This is a genomic window from Alteromonas sp. CyTr2 (genome assembly GCF_947311905.1).
Classification (GTDB): domain Bacteria; phylum Pseudomonadota; class Gammaproteobacteria; order Enterobacterales; family Alteromonadaceae; genus Alteromonas; species Alteromonas macleodii.
In genome coordinates this window covers 17776-35374 of the sequence record NZ_CAMZMZ010000023.1, presented here as the reverse complement: position 1 = coordinate 35374, position 17599 = coordinate 17776, and the positions used below count along the sequence as shown (strand labels likewise).

At 45.5% G+C, this 17599-nt stretch carries 13 protein-coding genes and 1 tRNA gene; 4 read left to right on the top strand and 10 right to left on the bottom strand.

The genetic code is table 11. The features are described 5' to 3' along the window. The first annotated feature begins 142 nt into the window (after window positions 1-142). Entirely contained in the window at window positions 143-2251 is a 2109-nt protein-coding gene (locus QME20_RS12910; RefSeq protein ID WP_187446953.1) for a S9 family peptidase, read from the top strand. A 200-nt stretch (window positions 2252-2451) separates the two neighbouring features. Here QME20_RS12910 and QME20_RS12905 read toward each other — a convergent pair whose 3' ends face one another. The 6 genes from QME20_RS12905 to purE all read right to left on the bottom strand — a co-directional run bounded on the left by QME20_RS12905 (window position 2452) and on the right by purE (window position 6863). After that, window positions 2452-3633, bottom strand: a complete 1182-nt coding sequence (locus QME20_RS12905) for a PQQ-dependent sugar dehydrogenase (protein WP_014948102.1) — start codon at window positions 3631-3633, stop codon at window positions 2452-2454. A 194-nt stretch (window positions 3634-3827) separates the two neighbouring features. Next, window positions 3828-4301, bottom strand: coding sequence for a Dps family protein (locus QME20_RS12900; protein WP_014948101.1), 474 nt, complete (start codon window positions 4299-4301; stop codon window positions 3828-3830). Window positions 4302-4487: 186 nt separating this feature from the next. Then, entirely contained in the window at window positions 4488-5033 is a 546-nt protein-coding gene (locus QME20_RS12895) for a copper chaperone PCu(A)C (protein ID WP_014948100.1), read from the bottom strand. A 66-nt stretch (window positions 5034-5099) separates the two neighbouring features. Then, window positions 5100-5175: transfer RNA gene (locus QME20_RS12890), tRNA-Thr, on the bottom strand. 60 nt (window positions 5176-5235) lie between these two features. Next, window positions 5236-6372, bottom strand: a complete 1137-nt coding sequence (locus tag QME20_RS12885) for a 5-(carboxyamino)imidazole ribonucleotide synthase (protein WP_014948099.1) — start codon at window positions 6370-6372, stop codon at window positions 5236-5238. Continuing rightward, window positions 6369-6863, bottom strand: coding sequence for a 5-(carboxyamino)imidazole ribonucleotide mutase (gene purE / locus QME20_RS12880; protein ID WP_014948098.1), 495 nt, complete (start codon window positions 6861-6863; stop codon window positions 6369-6371). Before purE ends, QME20_RS12885 begins: the two co-directional genes overlap by 4 nt. 278 nt (window positions 6864-7141) lie before the next feature. Here purE and nhaA point away from each other — a divergent pair, with 278 nt between their 5' ends. Next, window positions 7142-8416 (top strand): Na+/H+ antiporter NhaA, encoded by a 1275-nt coding sequence (gene nhaA / locus QME20_RS12875; RefSeq protein WP_014948097.1) that lies wholly within the window; start codon window positions 7142-7144, stop codon window positions 8414-8416. Here the strand turns inward: nhaA and QME20_RS12870 are convergent. The 4 genes from QME20_RS12870 to trxA all read right to left on the bottom strand — a co-directional run bounded on the left by QME20_RS12870 (window position 8378) and on the right by trxA (window position 14608). Next, entirely contained in the window at window positions 8378-11194 is a 2817-nt protein-coding gene (locus QME20_RS12870) for an ATP-binding protein (RefSeq protein ID WP_281716034.1), read from the bottom strand. The genes nhaA and QME20_RS12870 overlap by 39 nt on opposite strands. Before the next feature lie 22 nt (window positions 11195-11216). Then, on the bottom strand, window positions 11217-12515 hold the full coding sequence (locus QME20_RS12865; RefSeq protein ID WP_014948095.1) for an amidohydrolase: 1299 nt from the start codon (window positions 12513-12515) through the stop codon (window positions 11217-11219). Window positions 12516-12744: 229 nt separating this feature from the next. Then, window positions 12745-14010, bottom strand: coding sequence for a transcription termination factor Rho (gene rho / locus QME20_RS12860; RefSeq protein WP_014948094.1), 1266 nt, complete (start codon window positions 14008-14010; stop codon window positions 12745-12747). A 271-nt stretch (window positions 14011-14281) separates the two neighbouring features. After that, window positions 14282-14608 carry a thioredoxin TrxA gene (gene trxA / locus QME20_RS12855; RefSeq protein WP_012517074.1) on the bottom strand — a complete coding sequence of 109 codons (327 nt, stop codon included), beginning with the start codon at window positions 14606-14608 and terminating at the stop codon, window positions 14282-14284. 100 nt (window positions 14609-14708) lie between these two features. On the opposite strand from trxA, the gene rhlB reads away from it, so the two are divergent. Both rhlB and QME20_RS12845 read left to right on the top strand, forming a co-directional pair. Next, window positions 14709-16001, top strand: a complete 1293-nt coding sequence (rhlB, locus tag QME20_RS12850; protein ID WP_014975523.1) for an ATP-dependent RNA helicase RhlB — start codon at window positions 14709-14711, stop codon at window positions 15999-16001. Between the two features lie 33 nt (window positions 16002-16034). Continuing rightward, window positions 16035-17546 (top strand): guanosine-5'-triphosphate,3'-diphosphate pyrophosphatase, encoded by a 1512-nt coding sequence (locus tag QME20_RS12845; protein WP_101563389.1) that lies wholly within the window; start codon window positions 16035-16037, stop codon window positions 17544-17546. The last annotated feature ends 53 nt before the right edge of the window (window positions 17547-17599 follow it).

Genomic DNA, 17599 nt, shown 5'->3' with positions numbered 1-17599 from the left:
TACATAAAAGAAACGAAAGCGATATGGTTAGAGACAACGTTCGCAGGTTGCTACATTTGCGTTAGGATTTACGCTAAGCACACGACAGCGAACATTCTACCTATCGCGCTCAGCGCAAAAAACAATAACAAAAGGAACAACTATGTTTGCGTCTCGTTTCGCCCTTCGACCAGTACGAAAAGGCTTATGTGTTACCTCGACTGCATTATCACTATTGGTTTTAGGTATAAGTCAGGCCAATGCATTGCAGGAATCTGCCTCTGATTCGACTAGCTTAAATGCGCTGACATACGATGACACCTTTAACTTAGAATTTGTGGCCAACCCACAGTTTCTTAATAAGGATACGGTAATTTATTCTCGTCAGAGCATGGATGTCATGACTGACGGAAGACAAAGCCGACTTTGGCAAGTAAATATTAAATCCGGTGAGCATCGCCCGTTTATTGGTGTAGATGAAAACTTGTCACAGGCTACCTTATCGCCCAACGGTAAAATGGTGGCATATACAAAATCGGTCAACGGCCGCGCACAAATCCATCTCTATTACTTAGATACCATGCAGTCTGTGCGCTTGACCAACACCAGCGAAGCACCTCGTCAGTTAACCTGGTCTCATGACAGCAAAACCTTAGCCTTCACCCAGTTTACCGAAGAAAAGCAAAAGCCATTGTTTACCGGCATGCCGAGCAAGCCTAAAGGAGCAAAGTGGGCTGACCAAGGCACCTATATTGATGCGGTGCAGTATAGAGGTGACGGAAGAGGCTACTTGCGTGAAGGCTTTGACCAGATATTTGTTCTGCCTGTTGAAGGCGGTACGCCGCGTCAGTTAACAACTGGAAAATTCCCTAGCGGCGGCACCCTTTCTTTCTCTAAAGAGAATGACTGGATTTATTTCGCCACACCACAACGAGAAGACTACGCGCTGCACCCTTTGTTTAGCGACATCTATAAAGTGAATGTGAATACAGCGGCAGTTGAACAAGTTACCGATATCGAAGGGCCTGAAGGTAGACCAACCTTGAGTCCCGACGGAAAATACCTTGCATTTACTCAGCTCAACGACAGAAAGCTTTCTTATCAGAATGGCGACCTTGTGGTACTTGAGCTTGAAAGTGGTGACATCAGCCGCTTAACTACGTCACTAGATAGAAGCTTAGGCAAATTTGAGTGGCGCAAAGACAGCCGAGGATTAATCTTTTCTTACCTTGATCACGGCGAAACGAAACTTGCTGCAGTGAACCTGAAAGGCGATGTGAAACCTATCGACGTTAGCATAGGTGGACAAGCGTTTGGACGCCCTTACACGTCGGGCGACTTCGCAGTTAGTGATAAAGGCGATATTGTTTACACCACGGCAAGCCGCTCTGTGCCTGGCGACCTGGCGCTTTATAAAAAAGGCAAAGACGATACACAACTTACCGATTTAAACAGCGATGCACTTGGTCATAAAACGCTGGCAGAAGTACAAGACCTTTCCGTAGTATCAAGTGTGGACGAGCTACCTATCGACGCATGGATTGCTTTGCCACCAGGATTTGATAGCAGCAAAAAATACCCGCTAATTTTAGAAATTCATGGCGGCCCACATGCAGCCTACGGCCCTCACTTTGCCATGGAAATTCAGCTAATGGCCGCGCAAGGTTATGTGGTTGTATGGTCCAACCCAAGGGGCAGTAGCTCTTACGGTGAAGACTTTGGTAATTTGATCCACCATAACTACCCATCAGAAGATTATAACGACCTAATGGATGTGGTAGACGCGGTTGTTAAGCAAGGCTATATAGATTCAGAGAATCTGTTTATTACTGGCGGCTCAGGCGGCGGAACCCTTACCGCATGGTCCATTGGTAAAACTGACCGCTTTAGTGCAGCTGTTGTGGCGAAGCCGGTTATTAACTGGATGAGCTTTTCATTGACTGCCGACGCGTACCCGTACTTTAGCAACTACTGGATGGCAGATATGCCATGGACTATCGCGGATAAGTTATGGCAGCGTAGCCCTTTGAGCTTAGTGGGCAACGTAGTAACACCCACTATGCTGCTAACCGGTGAAGCCGATCACCGTACGCCAATTAGCGAGACAGAGCAGTATTATCAAGCGTTGAAGTTACAAGGTGTCGATGCTGCAATGGTACGAATTCCAGGGGCTTCACACGGCATTGCAAGCCGCCCTTCTCGCTTGATACAGAAAGTAGGAAATATTGTGGCGTGGTTTGAACGCTACAAGAAGAATAACGACGGCGAATAAGTCAATACGAGACCCGATGTCCTTATAAATAAAAAAGGCGCTTACTTCATTTTACAATAACAATGAAGTGGCGCCTTTTCTCATTCTGCGTCTTATACCAGAATTTGAAAGGGAACAGCCATTCCTGCATTCCCACGCTTCGCTATGAAGCTTGCCAGTGCCTTCTGAGTGAGCACTTATCTATGCGGACTGGTACTATGCTATTTGGTTAGCTTTAATACTTTGCCGTTCGGTGCATCGGTCAGTAAGTAAATGGCACCTTCTGGGCCAACTTCAACGTCGCGAATACGGGCGTGATTGTCACGAACATATTCAAACTGCTCTGCGGGCTTTCCATCTTCTACTTTTATGCGACGAAGGTGAGTAAACTTCAACGACCCCACCAGTACATCCCCGTTCCATTCTTTGAACATTTCACCTTGGTAGAACGTTAGGCCGCTTGGCGCAATTGATGGGTCCCAATACACCCAAGGCTGCTTCATGCCATCCATATGGGTTTTGTCGCTGATAATGTCGCCACTATAGTCAACACCATAGGTAATCACAGGCCAACCGTAGTTTGCACCGCGTTCAAGGATATTGATTTCATCACCACCTTTCGGGCCATGCTCCATCGCCCATACCGCACCAGTTTCAGGATGAATAGTAACGCCTTGCACGTTGCGGTGACCATAGCTGAATATTTCAGGGGCTTTGCCGTCTGTGAATGGGTTATCTTCTACTGCGCTGCCGTCACGGTTTATGCGTGCAATTTTACCGAAGTGGTTATCGGTGTTCTGCGCTTCTTTCATGTACTTGTAGCGGTCGCCCATGGTGATGTACAAGTGCTTTTTAGCATCGAACGCTAAACGACAGCCAAAGTGAAAGCCGTTATCGACAACTGAGTCGGCACTAAAGATAACGTCAACATTTTCAAGGCCTGAGTCGGTAAGCTTAGCCTTTGCAACACTGCTACTGCTGCCCGGCTTGCCCTCAACCTCACTCGCTTTGCTGTAACAGAAGTAGATAGTGTTGTTGCTGGCAAAATCCGGGTCGATAGCGATGTCCAACATACCACCTTGGTTTTGCGCAACCACCTTAGGCACATTACCTAGACGTCCTGACAACTTACCGTCTTTTGATAAACGCTGAATGCCACCTTCACGTTCCGTAACTAGCAGATCGCCATTTGGCAAAAATGCCATTCCCCAAGGATGAACAAGCCCTTCAGCGAGCGTGGTTACGGTAATATCGCTGTCGGTGATTTCATGCGCTTCGCCATGTTTATGATCTCCGTGAGCTAAAGCGGAGTGGCTGATCGTAAGCGCCAATACACAAGTAAGTGACTGCGCTAGCGCGCTCACAGGTTTGAATGGTACAGCTAAAATAGTTGATGGTTTCATCGCTAGGAGCCTCATTTTAAAAAGCCGTGTGCGCGTTCACACAGGCTTCTTCTATTATTCTTAGTGGAAGGCAGTATACAAAAAAGGGCACAGCGCTGCTGTACCCTTTGTAATAATTTTACTTGCTTATGCGATAAAGGTGACTGGCCGATTAAGCCTATGTTAAATCACTGTCACCGCACTTATGTAGCGACTTACTTCGGTAATGTTGCACGAAGCATCCACGCAGTTTTTTCATGAACGCGCATACGATCGCCAATTAACGCTGCAGATGACTCATCGTCTGCGTCTTGCGCTAGCTTTAACGATTCACGGCAGGTTTTCACAACTTGCTCATGACCGTGAGTTAACAATCTCACCATTTCCGTCGCTTCAGGTACACCTTCCACTTCTTCAATTGAACTAAGCTCAGCGAACGACTTATATGTGCCCGGTGCAGCTACACCTAGAGTACGAATACGCTCTGCAATTTCGTCTACCGCTTCGGCAAGCTCTGTGTAATGCTCTTCGAACATTAGGTGCAATTCACGGAACTGCGGACCTTCTACATTCCAGTGAAAATTATGCGTTTGAAGGTACAAAGTGTAAGAGTCGGCCAATAGCTTTTTAAGACCTTCTGCTACTGCGTTACGATCGCTCTCAGAAATACCAATATCAATCTTGCTCATGTCACACTCCTTAACGTTAAAACCCTTTTTAGATTTACCTTCAGTCCATTCATCGGCGCTGAAAAATCTTGGTTTAAATAATATAAGTTAATAGTACTACAGAAATTTTGATTTAGATTAACGGTTTAGTTGATTGCATTCATCGCATTAATCGATGACTTTATACATTCTGCCTCAGCCACTCTATTAATGGTGGTGATGGTGGCTTTCGCCCGCTTCTTTTTTAACAGGTAGCAAAACCGGTAGTTCACTCCCATCGCTAAATGTGAGGGTTAGTGCTACTTCGCTGCCCTCTTCTAATCCTTTGGTCAGCCCCATCAACATGATATGACGGCCGCCTGATTCAAAAGAGGCCATTTCGCCCGCTTTTATTATAACGCCGTCAGTTAGCTCACGCATTTTCATCACGTCTTCCTCCATCACCGTTGTGTGGATTTGCGCTTCACTTGCTACATCGCTTGATACTGAAACAGACGTCAGTGTTTTATCGCTGTCACCATGATTATGCAAAGTAAAGTACACTGCGCCGGTTTTTGCCAAAGCAAAGGTCGCTCTGGCATAACCATTCATTACCATTACTTCTGATTGCTTACTGGCGTGCTTGTGCTGCTCTTTTGGCATGTGATGGTTATCATGGTCATTGCCATGCGCGTAAATAGTCGCAGACATGCTTAAAGAAAATAAGCCAGTTACGATAACTAACGGTTTAAGTGATTTGGAAAAAAATGACATACAGTCTGCTCCGAATGAATACTCGTAAGCAAGTGTACGTAAGATTGGCATAGGAAAAAAGAAAAATGGTGCCGACTGCCGGAATCGAACTGGCGACCTACTGATTACAAGTCAGTTGCTCTACCAACTGAGCTAAGTCGGCACACTTTAAAAACCGCTGCCTAGACAGCGGATGCGTATTCTAGCGATAAACGCGTGGGTGTCAACCTTTTAATCGCGTTGCTTCACCAACTAATTTTGGGAAGTACTCAAGCGGTAAATATTTGCTCAATGCCATGAGCTTTTCACCCAAGCTTCCATAACTATTCGTGGTGACATTGATGTGTCCCATCTTGCGCTTTTCACGAACAGATTTTCCGTACCAGTGAAGATGACTACCATCGATGCTTAGCAAATCGCGCGAGAAGCTGCTGCAACCAATAATGTTGACCATAGCGCTTGGGCCAATGGCTGACGTGTCACCAAGAGGCAATCCACAGACTGCACGTAAGTGATTTTCAAACTGGCTGGTTACAGCGCCCGACTGGCTCCAGTGCCCGGAGTTATGTACACGAGGAGCAAGTTCGTTTACAAGTAGCTTGTCGCCTACTTGGAATAGTTCCACAGCCAGCACACCGACGTAGTTCATACCCTCAGCAAGTTTCACAAAAATATCGTGAGCCTGGGCCTGAAGTGCATCATCAACGTTAGTCGCTGGTGCAACCGACACGTGAAGTTGACCTTGGTGATGCAAATTCTCAGCAAGTGGATAGGTGCGTACGTCGCCATTAGCATTGCGTACACCGATTAATGACAACTCTCTGTCGAAAGCCACCATTTTTTCAACCACTAAAGGCACGGTCTGCAAATCTAATCCCTGAAGGGCATTTTTTAGTTCAGGTAAGTCAGCCTCATCACTTAGACGCCATTGACCATATCCGTCATAGCCATCGCGGCTAGCCTTAAGAATAAGTTTGCTACCCAACTGCTTTACGCAATCGTCTAACTGGGCAAGGTCGGTAACTATTTGGTGCTCACAATTTGCCACCTGCATGCTTTCAAGCAGCTTTTTCTCACGTACGCGATCGGCGCCAACGAGAATGCTGTCGATATTTGGCATCAACTTGTTTGTTTTCGCCGCGTCTTCAAGAAGCCTTTCAGGTACATGCTCAAATTCTACGGTAAGAGCATCTGCACCTTCTAATGCTTGAGCAAGTGAGATTTCAAGAGGGGTTTTGCTAACTGGATGTACAACGGTATCGTTGTTTACGTCCACAGCTTGAACGTCAATACCTAACGGGCTACCCGCCAGGTACATCATTTGAGCAAGTTGGCCTGCGCCGTAAACGACTACTCTCATTCATCTAGCTCCAACGTATTGCTTGAAGCAAGTACCGTATCAGTTTGCGATTTTCTAAAAGCGATAACGGCATTGCGTACGCTTTCGTCTTGCAGCGCAACAACTTGTGCCGCGAGAAGACCCGCATTTGCTGCACCAGCCTCACCTATTGCCAGTGTACCTACCGCAACGCCTTTCGGCATTTGAACGATAGAAAGCAGTGAGTCTAATCCGTTGAGCGCTTTTGATTTAACCGGGCAGCCAAACACAGGTAAATGCGTGTGTGCAGCAATCATACCCGGTAAGTGAGCTGCGCCGCCTGCGCCAGCAATGATTGCGCTAAAACCTTCATCTGCAGCGCTTTCTGCAAACTCTACTAGCAAGTTGGGTGTACGGTGCGCCGACACCACCTTCGCTTCAAATTCAACACCAAACGACTTCAGCATTTTTGCGGCCTGCTGCATAGTAGGCCAGTCTGAAGTTGAACCCATTACAATCGCGACTTTTGCCATCTAGAGATCCTCGGGGTAGGTAAAGTGGACAACCTTGGAAAGGCCGCGATTGTAGCGTAAAACCGTTCAAAATCCCACCGTAAATGGCGTCAATTATATCGCCTCTCGCTTAAGGGTTGTTGAGGCTACTCTCTTATAAGGGTGATCTATCTCTTCGCTGTCAGTCGTATTAACTATAATTAATTTATGTAGAAAAGTTGCCTGACTACACGGATTAACGAACGCTTTTATTTCCACATTTTGCGACGTTGACCATGAACGGGCGTTAGAGGTTATTGATGACAGATAAACACGAACCCGACGTACTTGATGAGGTGATAGAAGAAGTACAAGACGTGGTCTCTGACTTCTTAAATCGCGAAGCCGCTCCCGGCATATTGTTAATGGGTGCAACGATTCTTGCGCTCATTATTGCTAATTCTCCCCTAGATACGCTTTACGATCATTTAATCAGTATGCCGGTACAAATATCAGCCGGTACGTGGGCTATCGATAAGCCATTATTGCTGTGGATTAACGACGGGTTAATGGCGGTGTTCTTTTTTCACGTGGGTCTGGAACTGAAGCGGGAAATCTGCGAAGGTGAATTGGCCAATCCCAAAGATATTATTTTACCCGCAGCGGGTGCTGTAGGTGGTATGGCACTACCCGCCTTGATATATGTAGGCATCAACTGGGACAACCCCGTAGCCATTGCAGGGTGGGCAATTCCCGCCGCTACTGACATCGCGTTTGCGTTAGGTATTTTGGCGCTACTAGGTAGTCGAGTACCTACGAGCCTGAAAGTTTTCTTAGTCACCCTGGCTATTATTGACGATATCGGTGCTATCGTAATTATTGCCCTGTTTTACACCGAGCACATTACCGCTGGTGCGCTGTATATTGCTGCAGGTTGTTTATTGCTGTTGTGGCAAATGAATAAACGCAATGTGGTAGATATTCCGCCTTATGTTTTTGTGGGAATCATTCTGTGGGTAGCCATGTTGAAGTCAGGCGTTCACGCCACACTGGCAGGTGTCGTACTTGCTGGCTTTATTCCTATGCGGGATGAGAAAGACGAATCTTATTCTCCGGTAACGCGACTAGAGCACGGTTTGAATGGCTCGGTGAGTTTCGCGATCCTACCTTTATTCGCCTTCGCTAACGCCGGCATAAGTTTTGGTAACATCAGTCCGGAGGGTATTTTTCATCCTGTTACCTTTGGGATCTTTCTTGGCTTGGTTGTGGGTAAACAAATTGGCGTATTCGGTTTTTGCTACTTAATGGTGAAGTTAAAGCTGGCTAAGTTACCAGAGGATCTTAACTTCAAGCATATCTATGGCTGTGCGCTACTTTGCGGCGTTGGCTTTACAATGAGCTTATTCATTGGGGGACTGGCCTTTGCACAGACAGGTATCAATCAAATTTTTGACGAGCGTGTGGGCATTTTAACCGGCTCTCTTGTCTCGGCGTGCTTAGGGTATATTGTACTGCGATTCGTTAGCGAAGCGCCGAGCGATAACACTGATGTAGCCTCAAACGCTAGCAAGTTCACGGGCAATACAGTCAAATAGAACCTGCTTTCGAATAGGCTTACTTAAATGCGCATTCATGCCTGCTTCTAAGCAGGCATTTTTGTCTTCGATAAACGCATTGGCGGTTAAGGCGATGATCCTGACCATGTCCTTATTCCTGCCTTCACTTCGAATAAGTTTCGATGCTGTATGACCATCCATGATCGGCATTTGGCAATCCATTAAAATTACGTCGAAATCGTGCCTCTTCTCGGCCTTAACAGCATCTTGCCCGTTTTTCGTTCTAATACATTTGATGTTGGACGATTTGAGCATGTCCATGACGATTTCAGCATTAATGTCGTTGTCTTCAGCCAATAAAACCCGTAATCCATCAGGTAATGACGGAATCACCTCATTTTCTGCATGCTCTTTTTCTTCACTTACTGTGGCAGGAATGTGGAAGGTGAAGCTTGTTCCTTTACCCAGTTCACTTTCAACATAAAGCTCTCCACCAAGAAGCTCAACCAAACCTTTAGAAATGGCCAAACCTAATCCTGTGCCACCAAAATTTCGAGTGGTGGACGGATCGGCTTGCTCAAACTTATCAAAAATAAGGCGTAGTTTGTTGGGAGCAATGCCTATTCCCGTATCGCTAACCGAAATTTTAAGTCCTTGGTGGGCATAGCTGACGTTAACCGTCACGACACCATCACTGGTGAACTTAATCGCGTTACTAAGTAAGTTATTGATGATTTGACTCACCTTCCCTGCATCAATGTTCAGTGCGTTAGGTACGCCCTGATTAATATACAAAGCAATATCGTACCCTTTTACTTGCGCAGCGTGACGGTAGAGGTCACTAGAAGCTTCAAGTAACTCGCGAATGGCACAGCTTTGAATATCGGTAAGCATTTTACCCGATTCAATCTTCGACCAATCTAAGATACTGTCCAGGATGATAAGTAAATTGCTAGCAGAGCGTGAAATTGTTTTGGCTCTAGCCGAAACATTTTCCGGCAACTCGTTCTCGAGCATCAATTCACATGAGCCAATAATGCCATTCATTGGCGTTCTAATCTCGTGACTCATGTTGGCGAGAAACTGCGTTTTCGCCACATTCGCGGCTTCCGCTTCTTTAAGCGCTAACGCAAGGTGCTCGGTTTTCTCTTCTATGCGCTTTTCCAAAGACTGATTCAATTCCCCTAGCTCGACATTCAGGCTTTGCTCTACTTCTCTTGCAACCTTTAGCTCTTCAAATGCATCGAGCAATCGGGCTTCTAAACTCACGAACTCATCGCTTAGCGACGAGAGCTCTTGAATGTGCAGTGCCCTTTGTGGTGCTTTAACACCTTCTTTTTGTGTGGGGTCGAATTCGGAAATATAGCGAACAAGGCGACGAATAGGCGCGCCGACCATTTTTGCAACTACGTACCCGGTGAATGTTCCAAATGCAGATAATGCCAATAGCAGCAGCAAGTCTTTTAGCAAATAATTACTCATTGATGCCATTAGCAGTCGTTTGTCGAAGTAATAGCTAACTTTCCAGCTAGCAAAAGGCATATCTTTCGCTAACCTCAACCATGTTTTCCCCTGAGGCCCGTTCTCCACCTCAACAGCACAATCAGGTTCACAAATATAAAAAGGTGCTTTAGTGAGTGGCTTCATCTTCAGGCCTTTAGATGCATAGATAACTTCGCCTTTTTGATCCTCAATGAGCATCAAAAAACCACCCAAGCTTAGGTTATCAATAGCAGAAAAGCTCTTTAACGATAAAGAGCCCTCTACAATACCTTTTGGAGTGCCATCTGCATCTGTAATAGGGGCTGACAAGGCTACAATTGGATCGTTACCAAAACCTCGGCCTTGAAATACATTTGAAAGGAATGGTTTACCTGTCTGCATGACTTCAAAGAAATACGGCCTGTAAGCCACATTTGACAAGCCGCTTTGTCTTGCCTTATCCAACAGGCTAGGCGGGTAAGCGTGGGTAAGATCGCCATTGTCATCTGCAATGAGGAAGGTCAAAAATTCTGGATTGTGCGATGCCAACACCCGCAAATTTGTCACCGCTGCATTATCGAAATCGCTGTTTGATACCTCGCTAGACAACACTTGCGCTGCACTAATAATGGCACTTTGGTGTTGCTGAATAAAATTCGAAAGTTGGAACTCCAGCACATTCACCCGCTGCGACATGTAACTGTGAATTTGTCTTTCTTGCTGTTTTTGAAACAGACTTACCGACAAATAAATTACTGCCATGGAAGCAACGAAGAAGCAACCGGAAAAGAAGTACCCAAAAAGAAAATGCAGCGTAACCCGCTCGGACTTACTTGATGTTTGTCGCTTAAGCCCGTGGACTGCCAAATACGAAAAGTGTCCGGTTACAAGACCAAATACACCGCTTACCCAGGTGACCAGCACACCCGAAAACAGCATATTTGCGTTATCGCCATCATAAAGAGAATGCTCTAAAACAAGAATGGGCAGAAAGACAATAGACCAAAAGCCTGCGCCTACTTTTATCACCTGTTTAAGCGACTTGTTATAGCCAAAAAAGCTAAGCACGATGGGCAGTAGAGTAAGGCTTTCCTTTCCAACTATGCTCCCGTCGTTAAGCCATAAGGGAAGGCTGACAACAAGTGCAATAGGAATGGAAATAAAAGGAGAAAACCGAAGTGAAGCGTAGACTGCCGCACCTATACCAAATGTAGCTATCCCTGTACTATCAAAGGGTGGGTTGAGAGCATTAAGACCCGCACCTAACACACATACAAGTAGTGCTTGAAGGGCCAGAGACCATGAAAAAGAAAATGAAATACTGCCAATTTTCAACGCATGTCTCCGGCGAATAGATTTAGTGTTGAGCCATGTAATCTAGGGTAAAGTTCGTTAGAAGCTTCACGCCTAATTTCATGCCTTCATCATCAACATAAAATTCCGGTGTGTGATGAGCAGGGCTATCTTCTTCAGAGACGTCTAATGGCTTACCGCCTACCCAAACATATAAACCTGGAATTTGCTCTTGGAAAAATGAAAAGTCTTCCGCACCCGTGACCGGCTTAGAAAGCAGCGTGTTTTCAACGCCTGCGGTACGCTGCATAGTAGGCAGCATGGCTTTTGTAAGCTCTGGGTCGTTGTACGTAATGGGGTAATAGTAATCTAGCGGTAGCGTAAGTTCAGCTTCTGCGCCCATACTTTCAGCAATAGCCTTTACTTTGCGCGGAAGCGACTCGTAAATGTGATCGCGAGCGGCTTCATTGAGTGTACGAATTGTGCCAACCATTTCTACTTCATTTGGAATGATGTTTGAACGGTTACCGCCGTGAATAGAGCCAATAGACACCACCGCTGCATCGTCAATCAATTTCAACTCACGACTTACTATAGTCTGAATTGACATGATCATTTGCGCAGCGGTAACCACTGGATCAACACTCTTCCAAGGATAAGCGCCGTGGGCTTGCTTACCGTGAATAACAATTTTAAATGGGTCTACCGCGGCCATGGTGCCACCCGCGTTATAACGCACTTTACCCACATCGGTGTTAGCATTGATATGCAGGCCAAAAATAGCGTCTACATCAGGGTTCTTAAGTACACCTTCAGCAACCATAACTTCCGCACCGCCTTTTTCTCCAGCGGGTGCGCCCTCTTCTGCTGGCTGAAAGATAAACTTCACTTTACCTTTCAGGTCGCCTTTAATTTCGGTAAGAATTTTTGCCGCGCCCATGAGCATTGCCATGTGAGTATCGTGACCACAGGCGTGCATAACCGGCACTTCTTTTCCGTTGTATTCGCCCATCTGCTTTGAGCGGTAGGACAAATCGTTTTGCTCTTTTACAGGAAGTCCGTCCATGTCTGCACGTAATGCAACCACAGGACCTGGCTTGCCCGAGTCTAAAATAGCTACCACACCCGTTTTTGCCACACCGGTCTGCACTTCTAAACCTAGGCTTTCAAGGTAGTCAGCAACATATTCAGCGGTTTTAAACTCGCGATTCGATAATTCAGGAAATTCATGAAAGTGATGACGCCATTTAATTACATCAGGCTCGACTTTATTCGCTAATTCATCAACATTGATCTGAGCGGCATTAGCAGCTGACACAGAGGCCAACCCTGCAAATGCGAGTGACAGCAATTTCTGGTACATAACTATTATTTCCTTTGGTGTTTTTTAGACAGAGTAAATCATCTCAAGGGAGAACACACCATTGAACTAACGATTGCTGTTAAAAATCAATAAGCAAACGAAAATACCCCATTCACAAGACTGAGGGTATTAGACGGAAGTATAAGAAAAGTGCTTTATCGATGCAGGGAATAAAAAAGGCGCCGAGTGGCGCCTTTTCTTTAAATATCAACTTATTACTAAGTTTCTATTAACTCTTTTGTCTACGCATTGCGTCAAAGAACTCATCGTTTGTCTTGGTCATCGACAACTTACTGATAAGGAAGTCCATTGCGTCAATTTCTGACATTTCGTGAACGATTTTGCGAAGGATCCACATTTTCTGTAGTTCATCTTGCGCTGTAAGCAGTTCTTCACGTCGGGTACCAGAGCGGTTGAAGTCGATAGCCGGGAATACACGTTTTTCCGCGATTTTGCGATTAAGGTGTAATTCCATGTTACCTGTACCTTTAAACTCTTCGTAGATAACTTCGTCCATTTTAGAGCCGGTATCGATAAGCGCTGTTGCGATAATCGTTAAGCTTCCGCCTTCTTCAACATTACGGGCAGCACCAAAGAAGCGCTTAGGCTTGTGAAGAGCATTCGCATCAACACCACCGGTAAGTACTTTACCTGATGATGGGATAACCGTGTTGTAAGCGCGAGCAAGACGAGTAATCGAGTCAAGCAGGATAACCACGTCTTTTTTGTGTTCAACAAGACGCTTGGCTTTCTCGATAACCATTTCAGCAACTTGTACGTGACGACTTGCTGGCTCATCGAAGGTTGAAGCAACGACTTCACCTTGAACAAGACGATGCATCTCGGTTACTTCTTCCGGACGCTCATCAATAAGCAATACCATTAACTCACAATCTGGGTGGTTAGCAGCAATTGACTGAGCAATATTCTGAAGAAGAAGCGTTTTACCGGCCTTAGGTGGCGCTACGATAAGACCACGCTGGCCTTTACCGATTGGCGACGCCAAATCTAGTACACGAGCCGTAATGTCTTCTGTTGAGCCATTACCACGTTCCATGCGCAAGCGATCTGCTGCGTGAAGCGGTGTAAGGTTTTCAAAAAGGATTTTATTACGTGAATTTTCAGGCTTGTCGAAGTTAACTTCGCGGATTTTTAGCAGGGCGAAGTATCGTTCACTGTCTTTCGGTGGACGAATTTTCCCGGCAATCGTATCACCGGTACGCAAGTTAAAGCGTCGAATTTGGCTTGGCGATACATAAATATCGTCTGGTCCTGCAAGATACGAAGAGTCAGCTGAGCGTAAGAAGCCGAAACCGTCCTGTAAAATTTCTAGTACCCCATCACCAAAGATGTCTTCACCGCTTTTTGCGTGTGTCTTTAGGATTGAGAAAATGATGTCTTGTTTTCTGGCGCGCGCCATGTTTTCCAGGCCCATCTCCTCGGCCAGGTTAACCAACTCGCTTATTGGTTTGTTCTTTAATTCAGTTAAATTCATACTGGTGGGTCTTTGTGCTTGAACTTCGCTTACAGGACTTAAAGTCACTCTGTTCTAGTTTAGATTTGATATCACCCTGATGTGGGCGTAAGCAGAACGCTGCTCGGATGAGCGCTGAAGAAAAGTTAGCACTATATTTAATCAACGTCCAGCGTTTTACCGCCGAAATGTTAAATAATTTGTGGCTTGCTCTTCTAGAATGAAACGTTAGTCCCTGTGGCGTAAATAAAAACCGGTGCTTCGTTAGCACCGGTTTTCAATTTGAAATCAATTAAAGGTTTTCGTTAAGAAACTCTGTTAATTGAGCTTTAGATAGCGCGCCTACTTTAGTTGCAGCAACGTTACCGTTTTTGAAAAGTAGCAATGTAGGAATACCACGAATACCATATTTAGGTGGAGTTTCGTTATTTTCATCGACATTCAACTTGCCAACTGTTAACTTGCCATCAAACTCGGTCGCAACTTCTTCCAAGATTGGTGCGATCATTTTACACGGGCCACACCATTCAGCCCAGAAGTCAACCAGTACAGGACCTTCAGCATTGATAACATCTGCTTCGAATTTATCGTCAGATAACTGGATAATTTTGTCGCTCATTCTTTTCTCCATTATTGGTCTGTCGCTGATTTGTCTCAGCCTGACCATAAGTGTTATATAGAAACTGTTTTTTAATGCAAGCACTGATAAGCTATAAGCTATGCCTACTCACTTAACTGATACTCACTTTTCTGACCTGCCGATTAACGGCAAGGTTGTTGACGCCTTGGCGGCAGCTAATTTTTCACATTGTACACCAATTCAAGCACTTGCACTGCCTCCTTTATTGGAAGGTCACGACATTGCAGGTCAGGCTCAAACCGGAACCGGTAAAACCATTGCCTTTTTGGTAGCTACATTTCACTATTTGCTAAGCAAAGCAGAAAATGCAGATAACAGCAAATCAAATGGCCCTCGCGCAATTATCATGGCGCCGACCAGAGAGCTCGCCGTTCAAATTTATAACGACGCCAAACTGCTTAGTGAGCATACTGGATTGTCGCTTGGTTTGATTTATGGGGGCGAAGGTTACCAAAGTCAACGTGAAACTTTGGAAGAAGGGGTAGATATTATAATTGGTACGACAGGACGCATACTGGATTACTACAAACAGAATGTGTTCACACTGAAGAATATTCAGGTTGCCGTACTTGATGAAGCCGACCGCATGTTCGATTTAGGCTTTATAAAAGATATCCGCTTTTTATTCCGCCGCATGCCACCGGCAAGCGAACGTTTGAGCATGCTATTTTCAGCTACACTTAGCTACCGCGTGCAAGAGCTTGCTTACGAGCACATGAACAACCCTACCCACGTACAGGTAGCGCCAGAACAAACAACTGCAACTCGCGTTTCTCAAGAGCTATTTTATCCGTCTGATGACGACAAGATGCTGCTTCTTCTTACGCTGCTTGAAGAAGAATGGCCAGAAAAGGCCATTGTTTTTGCCAACACTAAAAATAGCTGTGAGAAAGTTACCGACTGGCTTACCGCAGATGGCCATCGCGTGGGCTTGCTTAGCGGCGATGTACCACAGAAGAAACGCCTTGGGATCTTAGAAGATTTCACCAAAGGCAATCTTGATATTTTAGTCGCAACCGACGTTGCAGCGCGCGGTCTTCATATCGACGCGGTAACGCACGTATTCAACTACGACTTACCTGACGACGCCGAAGACTATGTACACCGTATTGGTCGTACTGGCCGTGCAGGACAAAGTGGTGTTGCAATTAGTTTCGCGTGCGAAAAATACGCACTAAACTTACCTGCTATTGAGCAATACATCCAAAAGGCAATACCGGTTACCGATTACGACCGCAGTGCTCTACTTGATGATGTAACGCCTCCAAAACCACGTAGAAGACGTACGCCTAACAACCGCAATTCTTCACGTCGTGGAAACGGAAGAGGCCGTGGAAAGCCTCAAAACCGAAACAACAGAGCGCAACAGTGAGGCGTAAAGGTACTCAATAAGAATCGAGGTTTTATGCAGGCAGAACTCCAGCACGACGCACAAACCTACGGCGAGTATTACGCCGCCGTAGATTTAGGCTCTAACAGCTTTCACATGGTGATTGTTCACGTTGTTAACGGCAGTGTGCAAATAATAGGGAAAATTAAACAGAAAGTGCGCCTAGCAGCAGGTTTAGATGATGAGCTAGCACTTGATGACGTAAGCATGGAACGCGGCTGGCAATGCCTGCAAGTATTCTCGGAACGCCTGCAGGATATCCCCCCTTCTAATATTAAAATTGTAGCGACCGCTACATTGCGACTGGCAACCAATGCGCATGTATTCATTCGCAAGGCAGAAGAGATTCTCAATCACAAACTTGAAGTGATTAGCGGTGAAGAAGAAGCGCGACAAATTTATCTTGGCGTAGCCTACACATCCGCCAACCAAGGCAATAGCTTAGTCATAGATATTGGCGGTGCCAGCACAGAAATCATTATCGGCAACGACATGCAGCCTATCCATCTTAAGAGTTTGGATATGGGCTGTGTAACGTTTATGGAACGCTATTTCACCGGCGGCACTATCACCGAAGACAATTTCGACAATGCCAAAAAAGCCGCACACGCGCTTATTACCGATGTGTCTAGCGCGTTTTTGTGTTTTGATTGGGAGAATTGTTTAGGTGCATCTGGCACGCCGCAAGCCATTACTGAGATTCTTGTAGCACAGGGCATTAGTGATGCTATCCGCTTAGACTATTTGTATCATTTAGAAAAGCAATGTATTGAATGCGGCAGCATTAAAACCCTTGATATCGACGGATTGGAAGATAACAGAAAAGCTATTTTCCCGTCTGGTTTAGCGATCCTCATCAGCTTATTTGAAGCGCTAAATATCAAGCACATGAATATTTCTGGTGGTGCGCTTCGAGAAGGACTTATCTACGGAATGTTAGATAACGTTACCGAGAATGATCGTCGCCAGCAGACCCTTAATCAGGCAAAACATCGTTATCATGTAGATGCCAGTCACGCGAACTCGGTTAGTCACGTAGCGCTTACTTTATGCCATCAACTCTGTGCACAACAGAATATTTGTCATTTAGATACCGAAACTATTTTAGGTGCAGCCGCACAGCTTCATGAAATAGGTCTTCACATTGAATATAAGCGCCATCATGAGCATGGTGAATACATATTAAGTCACATTGATTTGCCTGGCTTCACGCGCCTTCAGCGCGCCGCCATCCGCGATTTAGTTGCTCAGCATAGATTAAACATAAAGCCAGACGTATTTGAAAAGTACCACGAAGACTACCGTCCAATGCTAAAAGGCTTATTGCGAATTTTACGTATCGCAGTGGTGTTATGTCTGCGTCGTCAGAATAAACATATACCAGAAGTAACTTTGCAGTGCGAAGAAAGTAAGTGGACACTTACTTTCCCTGAAGGCTGGCTGAAATCGCATCCTTTGATCAACGCAGAGCTAGCAAATGAATGCTGGCTTCAGCATAAAGCTGGCTGCGAACTCGTTTGTAAGTAACCACTTACAAAAAGATAGAATGCGTTAAATATGTATACCGATAAACGGAAAAA

What these genes read in the sequence shown, in the direction of transcription:
- QME20_RS12910 (WP_187446953.1), top strand. Translation starts at nt 143, where the DNA reads ATGTTTGCGTCTCGTTTCGCCCTTCGACCAGTACGAAAAGGCTTATGT.
- QME20_RS12905 (WP_014948102.1), bottom strand. Translation starts at nt 3,633, where the DNA reads ATGAAACCATCAACTATTTTAGCTGTACCATTCAAACCTGTGAGCGCG.
- QME20_RS12900 (WP_014948101.1), bottom strand. Translation starts at nt 4,301, where the DNA reads ATGAGCAAGATTGATATTGGTATTTCTGAGAGCGATCGTAACGCAGTA.
- QME20_RS12895 (WP_014948100.1), bottom strand. Translation starts at nt 5,033, where the DNA reads ATGTCATTTTTTTCCAAATCACTTAAACCGTTAGTTATCGTAACTGGC.
- QME20_RS12885 (WP_014948099.1), bottom strand. Translation starts at nt 6,372, where the DNA reads ATGAGAGTAGTCGTTTACGGCGCAGGCCAACTTGCTCAAATGATGTAC.
- purE (WP_014948098.1), bottom strand. Translation starts at nt 6,863, where the DNA reads ATGGCAAAAGTCGCGATTGTAATGGGTTCAACTTCAGACTGGCCTACT.
- nhaA (WP_014948097.1), top strand. Translation starts at nt 7,142, where the DNA reads ATGACAGATAAACACGAACCCGACGTACTTGATGAGGTGATAGAAGAA.
- QME20_RS12865 (WP_014948095.1), bottom strand. Translation starts at nt 12,515, where the DNA reads ATGTACCAGAAATTGCTGTCACTCGCATTTGCAGGGTTGGCCTCTGTG.
- rho (WP_014948094.1), bottom strand. Translation starts at nt 14,010, where the DNA reads ATGAATTTAACTGAATTAAAGAACAAACCAATAAGCGAGTTGGTTAAC.
- trxA (WP_012517074.1), bottom strand. Translation starts at nt 14,608, where the DNA reads ATGAGCGACAAAATTATCCAGTTATCTGACGATAAATTCGAAGCAGAT.
- rhlB (WP_014975523.1), top strand. Translation starts at nt 14,709, where the DNA reads ATGCCTACTCACTTAACTGATACTCACTTTTCTGACCTGCCGATTAAC.
- QME20_RS12845 (WP_101563389.1), top strand. Translation starts at nt 16,035, where the DNA reads ATGCAGGCAGAACTCCAGCACGACGCACAAACCTACGGCGAGTATTAC.